The organism is Pseudomonas sp. LF-5 (assembly GCF_037626295.1).
In the GTDB taxonomy this organism is placed as follows: Bacteria; Pseudomonadota; Gammaproteobacteria; order Pseudomonadales; family Pseudomonadaceae; genus Aquipseudomonas; species Aquipseudomonas monsensis.
Genome location: NZ_JARKMT010000011.1, coordinates 85,046 through 96,323 on the forward strand (window position 1 = coordinate 85,046; position 11,278 = coordinate 96,323).

At 60.1% G+C, this 11,278-nt stretch carries 8 protein-coding genes and 1 pseudogene; 4 read left to right on the top strand and 5 right to left on the bottom strand.

Features of this window, described 5'->3' with window-relative positions; genetic code table 11:
- Positions 1–29: 29 nt before the first annotated feature.
- The 3 genes and pseudogenes from PseuLF5_RS23910 to PseuLF5_RS23915 all read right to left on the bottom strand — a co-directional run bounded on the left by PseuLF5_RS23910 (position 30) and on the right by PseuLF5_RS23915 (position 4,543).
- Positions 30–3,173: a biosynthetic peptidoglycan transglycosylase gene (locus tag PseuLF5_RS23910; protein WP_340134847.1), complete on the bottom strand. Its 3,144-nt coding sequence runs from the start codon at positions 3,171–3,173 to the stop codon at positions 30–32.
- 313 nt (positions 3,174–3,486) lie between these two features.
- Positions 3,487–3,744: pseudogene (locus tag PseuLF5_RS28355) on the bottom strand (REP-associated tyrosine transposase); the annotation flags it as partial.
- A gap of 340 nt (positions 3,745–4,084) precedes the next feature.
- Positions 4,085–4,543, bottom strand: a complete 459-nt coding sequence (locus PseuLF5_RS23915) for an REP-associated tyrosine transposase (protein WP_128614242.1) — start codon at positions 4,541–4,543, stop codon at positions 4,085–4,087.
- Between the two features lie 664 nt (positions 4,544–5,207).
- Here PseuLF5_RS23915 and PseuLF5_RS23920 point away from each other — a divergent pair.
- The 3 genes from PseuLF5_RS23920 to PseuLF5_RS23930 all read left to right on the top strand — a co-directional run bounded on the left by PseuLF5_RS23920 (position 5,208) and on the right by PseuLF5_RS23930 (position 7,794).
- On the top strand, positions 5,208–6,629 hold the full coding sequence (locus tag PseuLF5_RS23920) for an amino acid permease (protein WP_322376048.1): 1,422 nt from the start codon (positions 5,208–5,210) through the stop codon (positions 6,627–6,629).
- A 236-nt stretch (positions 6,630–6,865) separates the two neighbouring features.
- Complete coding sequence (locus tag PseuLF5_RS23925; protein WP_322376049.1) at positions 6,866–7,228, top strand: polysaccharide synthesis protein GtrA; 363 nt, start codon at positions 6,866–6,868, stop codon at positions 7,226–7,228.
- A complete protein-coding gene (locus PseuLF5_RS23930) occupies positions 7,225–7,794 on the top strand; it encodes a hypothetical protein (RefSeq protein ID WP_340134848.1) in 570 nt (189 codons plus the stop codon). Before PseuLF5_RS23925 ends, PseuLF5_RS23930 begins: the two co-directional genes overlap by 4 nt.
- On the opposite strand, the gene PseuLF5_RS23935 is transcribed toward PseuLF5_RS23930, so the two are convergent.
- Positions 7,703–9,322 carry an FMN-binding glutamate synthase family protein gene (locus PseuLF5_RS23935; protein WP_267798705.1) on the bottom strand — a complete coding sequence of 540 codons (1,620 nt, stop codon included), beginning with the start codon at positions 9,320–9,322 and terminating at the stop codon, positions 7,703–7,705. The genes PseuLF5_RS23930 and PseuLF5_RS23935 overlap by 92 nt on opposite strands.
- A gap of 158 nt (positions 9,323–9,480) precedes the next feature.
- Complete coding sequence (locus tag PseuLF5_RS23940) at positions 9,481–10,281, bottom strand: helix-turn-helix transcriptional regulator (RefSeq protein ID WP_340134849.1); 801 nt, start codon at positions 10,279–10,281, stop codon at positions 9,481–9,483.
- Between the two features lie 124 nt (positions 10,282–10,405).
- Here PseuLF5_RS23940 and PseuLF5_RS23945 point away from each other — a divergent pair, with 124 nt between their 5' ends.
- Entirely contained in the window at positions 10,406–11,227 is an 822-nt protein-coding gene (locus tag PseuLF5_RS23945) for a carbon-nitrogen hydrolase family protein (protein ID WP_340134850.1), read from the top strand.
- Positions 11,228–11,278: the final 51 nt, after the last annotated feature.

Here is an 11,278-nt window from a genome sequence, read left to right on the forward strand (position 1 = left end):
CCTGATGCAGAAAAGGCCGACATGATTTGTTACCTCGCCGTAGGGTGCGGCGCCTCGAGCATCGCCACGCTGGCAGTCTGCGTCGGTTTGCATTGTGAGTCGCTGCCTGGTTGCAGATACGGCGTCAGAATCGGCGCCATGCCCTTGAGCACCTGCACTGGCAGGGCCGAGGTGAACTTGAAGTTCTCCGCCGAGCGCCCCGGAACGAACGCGGTGAGGGTGCCGAAATGGTGCTCGCCGATGTAGAAAACGAACGTCGCCGTACGGTTGATCGACTTCGAACTGAGGATGCGTCCGCCCGAACCAATGGCTTCGATGCGGTTGTCACCGGTACCCGTTTTGCCACCCATGGCCAGTGGGCTGCCATCAGGCAGTTTGAAACTGCCGGAAACACGTTTTGCCGTACCGGCGTCCACCACTTGCGACAGCGCCTCGCGCATGGCGTTGGCGACCTCGGATGGCATCACCCGCTTGCCCACATGCGGGTCATTGACCAGTTGTGTTTCGTAGGGCGTGCCGGCGGCGAAATGCAGGCTGTCGATGCGCAGGGTCGGCATGCGCACGCCGTCATTGAGGATGGTGCCGATCAACTCGGCCAGTGCCGCCGGGCGGTCACCTGAGCTGCCGATGGCGGTGGCCAGCGATGGCACCAGATGATCGAACGGGTAGCCGACCTTCTGCCAGCGCTGATGAATCTCAAGGAACGCTTCGATCTCGAGCATGGTGCGTATACGGCTGTCGCGGGCACCCTTGTGCTTGCTCTTGAACAGCCAGCTGTAGACTTCCTGGCGTTCGAAATGACTGGCCTTGACGATCTCGCTGAAGGTCGCATCCGGGTGCTTCAACAGGTAGCCCATCATCCACAGGTCCAGTGGATGGACCTTGGCGATGAAGCCTTGATCGGGCAAATCGAAACTGCCGGGACCGTAGGCATCGTAGAGGCGGATCAGGCGATCGTCAGTGAGTTTTTCAGTGAGCTTGGCGCCTTTGAGGTGCGAGCGTACGAACGTGTTGAAATCTTCCTGGCTGGCATCGGGCAGCAGGTAGCGATGCACGGCGGCCATGCGGATCGGCGTCGGGCGCATGCTGTCGAGGAAGGTGTCGAGGCGCGCCTGAGTGTCTTTGTTTTTGTATTTTTTCCAGAACTTGAGCAGGAACGCCGTGCCTTCGCGATCGGCGAAATTCGCCAGGTATTCCTGCCGGCGCGGGTCACGATCATCCTTGAGCAATTCGGCACTGCTGTTGGGCCCCGAATAAGTGACATAGCGCACCACATCGCGCATCAGGCGAATGAATGGCAGGTTGATCGATTCGCGCAGGGCATCGCGCAGGGTCGGCATGCGGCCGTTGTCTTCCTTGCGAAAGTTGTGGAACACATGCAGGCCGCCGCCAGTGAAAAACGCCTCGCCGGGGCTGGCCGAGTATTTGCGATCAAGGGCTGCGCCGAGCATCTTCGACAGGTCGTGGTCCTTGTTCTGGATCAGGTACTCGATAACCCACTGGCTCAGGCGATCCTGGTCGGGGACGTCGACTTTCTTCAGTTCCGGCACGCTCATGGCGCCGTACTTGTCGTGCAGTTCGGCGATGATTTGCAGGTAAGTGGTGAGCACGCGCATTTTTGCCGTCGAGCCCAGTTCGAGTTTGCTGCCTTCGTTGATGTCGAAGGGCTGATCGGTGCTGTCGGTTTGCACACGCACGCGCGAGCCGTCGGGGGTCAGTTCGAACAGGGTGAAGCTGTAGCGCACCTGAGTGGTGCTGGTCGGTGTCAGCAGGCGCTCACCGAGCAGACCGATTTCGCCGGCGTAAGTCGGGTCGGCGAGCTTCTTCAGGTAGGCGGTGGCCTGGGTTTGCAGATCGCCCTGCAAGGTGCTGGTGGCCGACAGGTCGAGGCGGTCGAGGTCGTACAGCGGACGATTGAGCATGCTCGCCAGACGGCTGCGAGCGACGCTGATGCCTTTGTTGGTTTCGATGGGCTGGATCGTCGGCTGGGTCTGCCAGTCGCGATAGCTGACCTTGCTGGCAAGCGCGGCATCGGCCAGGGCACTGTCGATCACGCCGTTCTGCTTGAGCAGGCGCAAGTGGCTGTCGGTGAGGTCGGCCAGCTCTTCGCGACCCTTGTTCAGGTAATGCGACGGGCGGCGCTGGGCGATCATCAGCGACAGCATCTCGCGCAGGGCCAGGCCTTTGTCGGCCATGGTTTTCGGATCGGTGGCCGGGCTGTTCAACTGTTCGTTGGCCTGGTTGAAATCGCTGCCGTACCAGACTCGCAGGCCTTCGGCCATGCCATGCACTTCACCGTGCCCGGGCACCGCCGACAGCGGCACGCTGTTGAGGTAATCGCGCACGATGTTTTGACGGGCTGCAAGGGTTTCAGGGCCGGGTTGATAGGCGCGCACGCTGGCGGAAATCATCTGGCGGATTTTTTCCGCACCGGACACCGTCAAGCCGTCGGGTGAGTGGCGGTACTTCTCCAGTTGCGTGGCCAGGGTACTGCCGCCCGCCGATTGCCCGGGCAAGTGCAGCAACTTCGCCACCTGCGACCACGCCGCCATGCCGAAGCGCGGCCAGTCCACCGCCGGGTTCGCCAGTGGCTGTTTGGGGTCGAGCAGAAAGCGGTTTTCGATGAACAGCAGGCTGTTGACCACCACCGGCGGGATGGACTCGAAGCTTGCATAAAGTTGTTGCGGATAGTTGTACCTGTACAGCGGCGCGGCCCGGCAATCGGTAATCGACAGCCCGGCCTGGATCTTTTCGGAATAGGGCACGAACAGGCCTTTGTCGGTATAGCTGAGCAGGGCCGGAGAAAAGCGTGTCTGCTCGGTGATGACGTAGTTGCGCTTGAGCAGGCGCGGCAGGAATTCATCGAGGGCGCTGTAGCCCAGACGCAGGTCGAACGGACCGTTGCCCGGATAACGAATGGCTTCGCTGGGCCCCGGCTCCAGGGTGTAGGTCAGCCCGGCGGCATACTGGCTGAGCTCCCGGGCCTGGAACCGCGAGGTACGCATCTCTTTGGATGCAGCCAGGCCCACGACTATCGCGATAATCACCAGCAACAACCAGAAAGCCTTCCAGCCATGCCGGTTGCGGCGTGGTTTTCCAGGGACAGGCGCTTCATCCACACTTTCAGTCGGAACCACGGCTTTACTCGAATCGGTTTGCCACAAAGCGCCCATAGTCGATTGATCCATTCACGCAGATTGATCGGACTTGTCTGAAGCTTAGACGGTGGTTGGCGCTGGTGAATAAATTGTGGGGGCTGTGGGGAGGGGAATGGTCTGAACAAAACTGAAGCGAATGATGCGATGGGAATCAGTCTGATGGTGTGTGGCGAGGGATTTATCCCCGTTGGGCCGCGAAGCGGCCCCAAATCCATGCACTGATATTCACCTGCACAACCGCGTGTTCAGGGATTACGACTGCTGCGCAGCCGAACGGGGATAAATCCCCTCGCCACAATGAGTCGCAGATCAGCAGGAACTGTTCCGTTCAGATCCAGCAGGCATCCCAGAGCGGATAGTCGCCCATCCTCTCTACCAGCCCGGCACGCAGGGGGTTGGCAATGATATAGCGGGCGAATGGCTTCAAGTCCTCGCCGTCACGAATGGCGCGGTCATGGTAGCCGGTTTGCCACAATGGCCCACGTCGTCCCGTCCTTTGATTGACGGCTTGAGTGCAGCGCGCCTTTACACTGCCAACGACTTCGCCAAGTGAGCCGTGTTGCAGTTGCATCAACCAATGGAAATTGGGGTTTGACTGGCACGTTGGCATCCTTGCATTCGTTCATCGGATTTCCCAAGGCTAGTGCCTGAAGGCTCGATTGGTGGCTGCAATGGCTGCGTGAAATTTCTGAATCGGGTGAAGTCTCGGCGGCTAAAGAGTTCATATGAGATGAAGGATTTGTCTCAGCTGAAGCGGAGATCTGTGGCGAGGGGATTTATCCCCGCTGGGCCGCGAAGCGGCCCCAAATCCATGCACTGATATTCACCTGCACAACCGTGTGTTCAGGGATTACGACTGCTGCGCAGCCGAACGGGGATAAATCCCCTCGCCACAATGAGTCGCAGTGCAGCAGGAACTGTTCCGTTCAGATCCAGCAGGCATCCCAGAGCGGATAGTCGCCCATCTTCTCGACCAGCCCGGCACGCAGGGGATTGGCAATGATATAGCGGGCGAAGGGCTTCAAGTCCTCGCCGTCACGAATGGCGCGGTCATGGTAGCCGGTTTGCCACAATGGCCCACGTCGTCCCGTCTTTTGATTGACGGCTTGAGTGCAGCGCGCCTTGACGCTGCCAACGACTTCGCCAAGTGAGCCGTGTTGCAGTTGCATCAACCAATGGAAATGATCAGGCATCACAACCCAGGCGATGGACTCCACGACCCTTTGTTCATGCGCCCGACGCAGTTCTGCAACCAATAATCGGCCTGTCTGCCAGTCTGAAAATACGGGTTGGCGTTTGTGCACAACCGAGGTGATGAGGTAGGCGCGACCGTTTTCTGAGCATCGACCTTGGCGCAGGCGGTGGGATTGGGGTTTGACTGGCACGTTGGCATCCTTGCATTCGTTCATCGGATTTCCCAAGGCTAGTGCCTGAAGGCTCGATTGGTGGCTGCAATGGCTGAGTGAAATTTCTGAATCGGGTGAAGTCTCAGCGGCTGAAGAATTCATATGAGATGAAGGATTTGTCTCAACTGAACCGGGGATCTGTGGCGAGGGGATTTATCCCCGTTGGGCCGCGAAGCGGCCCCAAATCCAGCACTGATATTCACCTGCACAACCGCGTGTTCAGGGATTACGACTGCTGCGCAGCCGAACGGGGATAAATCCCCTCGCCACACGGGGGGAGGCTTCAGGACCATTGAGCTAGAGAGCTCGGTAGATCAAATGCGGTAAGGCAGGGGCATGACGCTGCACCATTGCTGTGCAATACTCGGCGCCATTTTTAGTGGCGGATTTCCCGGCGTCGAGCAGGGAATGCCTCTCCGCAAACCGGGCTTTTGCCGAGAGTTGTCGCTAAATGTTGTGGTTTATAGAGTGAAAACACCTGCCCAAGGCTTTTTATACTGCACGCCCCGCTGATCTTGCAGGTTTTGTCCTACAAGACGCGTTTGCCCACGAGGCAGGCGCGGTTTCATGCAAGCCAGGGCCTATCGGCCGACGCTTCGACACTCGGTGGTCATATCCAATAACAAGACGAGGTTGCACCCCTATGCCAGTTGGCAATCACCTGCCTCACGGCGAAACCGCTCAGGGCGGTCCGCTCAAACGCGAACTCGGCGAACGGCATATTCGCCTGATGGCGCTCGGTGCCTGTATCGGCGTCGGTCTGTTCCTGGGTTCGGCCAAGGCCATTGAAATGGCCGGCCCGGCAATCATGCTGTCCTACATTCTCGGCGGTCTGGCGATCCTGGTGATCATGCGCGCCCTCGGCGAAATGGCCGTGCACAACCCGGTGGCCGGTTCGTTCAGCCGCTACGCCCAGGACTATCTCGGTCCACTGGCAGGTTTTCTGACCGGCTGGAACTACTGGTTCCTGTGGCTGGTGACCTGCGTTGCAGAAATCACTGCCGTCGCCGTGTACATGGGCATCTGGTTCCCCGATGTGCCGCGCTGGATCTGGGCCCTCGCGGCACTGCTCAGCATGGGCTCGATCAACCTGATCGCGGTCAAGGCCTTCGGTGAATTCGAGTTCTGGTTCGCCCTGATCAAAATCGTCACCATCATCGCCATGGTGATTGGTGGCGTCGGCATCATTGCCTTCGGTTTTGGTAACGACGGCGTGGCGCTGGGGATTTCCAACCTGTGGGCCCACGGTGGCTTCATGCCCAACGGCGTGACCGGGGTGCTGATGTCCCTGCAGATGGTCATGTTCGCCTACCTCGGTGTCGAGATGATCGGCCTGACTGCCGGTGAAGCGCGCAACCCGCAGAAGACCATCCCGAACGCAATCGGCTCGGTGTTCTGGCGCATTCTGCTGTTCTACGTCGGCGCGTTGTTCGTGATCCTGTCGATCTACCCGTGGAACGAAATCGGCACCCAGGGCAGCCCCTTCGTGATGACCTTCGAACGCCTGGGCATCAAAACCGCTGCCGGCATCATCAACTTCGTAGTGATCACCGCCGCGCTGTCGTCGTGCAACGGCGGCATCTTCAGCACCGGGCGCATGCTCTACAGCCTGGCGCAAAACGGTCAGGCCCCGGCCGGTTTCGCCAAGACGTCGAACAACGGTGTGCCGCGCCGTGCGTTGCTGCTGTCGATCGGCGCGTTGCTGTTGGGCGTGCTGCTCAACTACCTGGTGCCGGAAAAAGTCTTTGTCTGGGTGACCTCGATCGCCACCTTCGGTGCGATCTGGACCTGGGTGATGATCCTGCTGGCGCAACTGAAATTCCGCAAAGGCCTGAGCGCCAGCGAGCGCGCCGGCCTGAAATACAAGATGTGGCTATATCCGGTCAGCTCGTACTTCGCCCTGGCTTTCCTGGTGCTGGTGGTCGGCCTGATGGCGTACTTCCCGGATACGCGCGTGGCGCTGTATGTGGGGCCAGCGTTCCTGATGCTGCTGACAGTGTTGTTCTACGTGTTCAAGTTGCAGCCGACCGGTGAGCCGCAGGGCGCAGTACGTTCGGTGTCGTAAACCTGCCACCTGAAATGCCCGAAACCCCGGTCCAATGGCCGGGGTTTTTGCAGGCTGGCGCCATCAATCCGTTTTTCATGCACACCGCCCGGTGTTCATGGCCACTGTTTTGTAGAGGAAGGAATGCCCGTTCGTCGGGATAGTGCCGCCACCTGTAATTTCTGACAGTAGACCGGTCACCCCGTCCTGCCCTAGCTTGAAACCTCGGCAAGCGAGTCAAGGGCAAGGAGCACGGCATGAAAGGATTCTCTGCATTGATGGTGATCGGCATCGCCGATGGATTGATCCATTGGCAGATTTTCTTCGTCCTGTGTAGCGCCGCCGGTTTGTCTCAGGCCGCCAGCAACTTTGCCGCGTTCTGCGTGGCAGCGGCGTTCTCGTTTTACGTGAACATGCTGTACACCCTGGACAGACGAACGTCGGTGTTCGCTTACCTGTTGTTTATCGTTGTGATGGCCGCGCTCAGTTTTGCGATTGGCATGCTTGCGGATGCGCGCGATCTGCCGGGATTGCTGACGGTGGCGGTGTTCACATCGGTCAATTTGTTGTTGGGGTACTGTTTTTTCAGGTTAGTGCTGTTTCGCAGGCATCAGTCATGAGCGCGTTCGAACAGCTGCCTGCCTTCAAAGGTTGGGAAGGTACAAAGCACATCCATCGTCTTGTGCTGTTGACGTGCCTGGTACTGGCGTTGAGCGTTCGGTTCTACTCGATCGATTTGAATCCGATCTGGTACGACGAGGCGTTCGGTATCCGGGTTGCGCGCCAAGCACCCGCGCAGATTCTGGCCCTTGCGGGCAAGGATAATCACCCACCGCTCTACTACCTGATCCTGCATTACTGGATTCATTGGTTCGGTGACAGCGCGGGGGCTGTCAGGTCGTTGGGGGTATTGGCCGATATCGGTGCCATGGTGCTTGCCCTGAAACTCTTGAGCCTGGTCGCGACGTCGGCAGCGACCCGCATTGCCGCATTGTTGCTGGCACTGCTACCGAGCAGCGTGCAGATAAGCCAGGACGTACGAATGTACCCGCTGCTTGCCCTGTGGTTGATGGCTGCCACGGTCGCTGCATGGTTCAGGCCGCCGCCACTTCCTGCGGTTCAAAACTGTCCGCCCGCGCCATCTGCCACATCCGCGAATAGAACTCGCCGTTCACTTCCCCGGTGAGCAACTCGCCGGGTTTGAGGAACACATGCAATTGCGAAAACAGTTTGATTTCAGTCGCTGACATGCGTCGCACCAGGTGCTTGGCCGACAGTTGCGACGGATGCTCAAGACCGGCAGCGGCAAGCATTTCCGCCAGCGCCTTGAGCGTATTGCGGTGGAAGTTGTAGACGCGCTGGGCCTTGTCCGGCACCACCAGCGCGCGTTGGCGCAAGGCGTCCTGAGTCGCCACGCCGGTCGGGCATTTGTTGGTGTGGCAGCTTTGCGACTGGATGCAGCCGATGGCGAACATGAAGCCGCGCGCGGAGTTGGCCCAGTCGGCGCCGATGGCCAGCACGCTGGCGATGTCGAAGGCGCTGACGATCTTGCCGCTGGCGCCGAGTTTGATCTTGTCGCGCAGGTTCAGGCCCACAAGGGTGTTGTGCACAAACAGCAGGCCTTCGCGCATCGGCACGCCGATGTGGTCGGTGAACTCCACTGGCGCGGCGCCGGTGCCGCCTTCCTTGCCATCGACCACGATGAAGTCCGGCAGGATGCCGGTTTCCAGCATGGCCTTGGCGATGCCCATGAACTCCCATGGATGACCGAGGCAGAACTTGAAGCCCACCGGTTTGCCGCCGGACAGTTCACGCAATTGCTGGATGAACTGCATCAGCTCGATGGGTGTGGAAAACGCGCTGTGGCGTGACGGCGAGATGCAGTCTTCGCCCATCTGGATGCCGCGGGTGTCAGCGATTTCCTGGGTAACCTTGTGTTTGGGCAGGATCCCGCCGTGGCCCGGTTTGGCGCCCTGGCTCATCTTGATTTCGATCATCCGCACTTGCGGATTTTGCGCCTGGGCGGCGAAGCGTTCCGGGTCGAAGCGGCCGTCGCTGGTGCGGCAACCGAAGTAGCCGCTGCCCAGTTCCCAGGTCAGGTCGCCGCCGTGTTCACGGTGATAGGGGCTGATGCTGCCTTCGCCGGTGTCGTGGGCAAAGTTGCCGAGTTTCGCCCCTTGATTCAACGCCCGGATGGCGTTGGCGCTGAGCGAGCCGAAGCTCATCGCCGAGATGTTGAACACCGAGGCCGAATACGGCTGCGTGCATTGCGGGCCGCCGACGGTGACGCGGAAACTGCTCGGGTCGCTCAACGGCGCCGGGCGCATCGAATGGCCGATGAATTCGAAACCCGATTGATAGACATCAATCAGCGTGCCGAACGGTTTGTCGGCGGTTTCGTTTTTCGCTCGCGAGTACACCAGCGAACGTTGTGCGCGGGAGAAGGGCAGGGCGTCGCTGTCGGACTCCAGCAGGTACTGGCGGATTTCCGGGCGGATGCCTTCGACCAGATAGCGGATGTTGCCCAGGATCGGGTAGTTGCGGCGGACTGCATGGGGGCTCTGCAGCAGATCGAACAGACCGAGCAGGCTCAGCGCGCCGGTGACGGCGGTGATCGGCCACAGCCAGTCGTGGTCGAGAAAAGGCAGGCTGGCGAGGGTGAAGATCACGCAGCCGGCAAAGAAGGCGTAGCGGCTCAGGAGTGACAGGCTCATACGGTTTCCCTGGTTCGGACTCGGAATAATCAGCGCCGCAGTTCCTTGTGGGAGCGAGCTTGCTCGCGAATACGGTGGATCAGCCAACATGAATGTTGGATGTGATGGCCCCTTCGCGAGCAAGCTCGCTCCCACAAAAAAGCGTAAATCGCGCTGTTTCAGGCGTTCTGCGCCTGGAGAAAAATCGAAAACAGCTCCGACTGGGATTTGATCCCCAGCTTGCTGTACATGTGTTTCTTATGGACTTTCACGGTTTCTACAGAGATTTCCAGCTTACGGGCGATTTCTTTACTGGAGCAACCGCTGAGCATCAAACGCCCGACGTCCAGTTCCCGGCCAGTCAGTTGCGCGCCCTTGAGTTGTTGCACCGAGGCCTCCAGTTGCACCCGCCAGTCGACCGGTGCAGGTGTTACAGCGAGGGCCACGGTTTCGTTGATTTCGTAAGGCAGGCGCTGGCGCAACAGGCCCAGTACCCACGGCTGGATCAATGACAGCAAAGCGATCTGCTCGCCAGTGAAACGTTTTTCACTGCCCAGTGACAGGCACAGCGTGCGTTCGCCTTCGAGCTGGCAATTGAACTGGATTTCGTCGGCCACGACATTCAGACGAAAGTATCGCTGGTAATACTCGGTCAGTTCGAAATGCTCCGGCGCCACTTCGGACAGGCGATACAGCCCGCTGCGCGATTGTTCGCGACAGGCGATGTAGAACGGGTCGAGCCGGTACAGACCGCGCAGGTAATCCTGAAACAACTGATCGGGACTGCCGTCTTCGCCGGGGCATTCGGCGAAGACCTGCGGGTGCCGGTCGGCGCTGAACAGCAGCACGACCCAGCTATCGAACGCCACGTACTGGTCGAGCAGACGCACCAGTTGCGCCCAGAAATTCGGCTTGTCGAGCGCGTCGATCAATTGCCCGACGGCGCGGTGCCAGGTGATGTCATCAAACGAAACGGACATGGACTACCCCTATCGGGTTACCCCGGCCGCGTGATTCCCTGGCCGGTCGCTTGCTGCGCATACTGGCCCACCGACAGCCACCGGGCAATCTTTCCGCGCCCGGCCACGACCACAAGGACTCGCGATGAAAGTCGAACTCGCCCAACTGGCGGGCCGTGACAACGACACGGCATACAACCTCGAACGTGCCCTCGCGGCGATCGCCGCGTGCGCCGCCGATACGCAACTGATCGTCTTCCCGGAAACCCACCTGATGGGCTTCCCGAGCGCCGACACCGTGGCGCAAATCGCCGAGCCGGTGGACGGCCCGACCATCAGCGCCGTGCTGGCCGCCGCCCGCGAACGCAATGTTGCGGTGGTGATCGGCATGGCCGAGCACGACAACGGGCACTTCTACAACACCACGTTGCTGCTCACCCCCGAAGGCATCGCCCTGAAATACCGCAAGACCCACCTGTGGGCCTCCGATCGCGGCGTGTTCGAGGCGGGCGATCGTTATGCCACGTGCGAGTGGAATGGCGTACGTGTCGGCCTGCTGATCTGCTACGACATCGAATTCCCCGAGTCCGCCCGTGCGCTGGCGCAACTCGGCGCCGAGTTGCTGATCGTGACCAACGGCAACATGGACCCGTATGCCCCGACCCACCGCACCGCCAACATGGCGCGCGCCCAGGAGAATCAGGCGTTCGCGCTGATGGTCAACCGGGTCGAGGCCGGCGATGACGGTTTGATGTTTGCCGGCGACAGCGCGTTGGTCGATCCACTGGGGACAATGCTGTTCGAAGCGGGGCGTGAAGCCGGGACGTTCAGCGTTGAACTGGATGTCGCGCAACTGGAGATTGCGCGCAAGGATTACCGCTATCTGGATGATCAGCGCTTGAAGCTGCCGGGGGAGGTGGTGGAGCGGAGCGATGGTGTTCGCCAATTGTTGATTCCACACCGCTAACCGCGGCCCTCACCCTAGCCACTCCCGGTGGGAGAGGGGACTGACCGAGTG

What these genes read in the sequence shown, in the direction of transcription:
- PseuLF5_RS23945 (WP_340134850.1), top strand. Translation starts at nt 10,406, where the DNA reads ATGAAAGTCGAACTCGCCCAACTGGCGGGCCGTGACAACGACACGGCA.
- PseuLF5_RS23925 (WP_322376049.1), top strand. Translation starts at nt 6,866, where the DNA reads ATGAAAGGATTCTCTGCATTGATGGTGATCGGCATCGCCGATGGATTG.
- PseuLF5_RS23920 (WP_322376048.1), top strand. Translation starts at nt 5,208, where the DNA reads ATGCCAGTTGGCAATCACCTGCCTCACGGCGAAACCGCTCAGGGCGGT.
- PseuLF5_RS23930 (WP_340134848.1), top strand. Translation starts at nt 7,225, where the DNA reads ATGAGCGCGTTCGAACAGCTGCCTGCCTTCAAAGGTTGGGAAGGTACA.
- PseuLF5_RS23940 (WP_340134849.1), bottom strand. Translation starts at nt 10,281, where the DNA reads ATGTCCGTTTCGTTTGATGACATCACCTGGCACCGCGCCGTCGGGCAA.
- PseuLF5_RS23910 (WP_340134847.1), bottom strand. Translation starts at nt 3,173, where the DNA reads ATGGGCGCTTTGTGGCAAACCGATTCGAGTAAAGCCGTGGTTCCGACT.
- PseuLF5_RS23935 (WP_267798705.1), bottom strand. Translation starts at nt 9,322, where the DNA reads ATGAGCCTGTCACTCCTGAGCCGCTACGCCTTCTTTGCCGGCTGCGTG.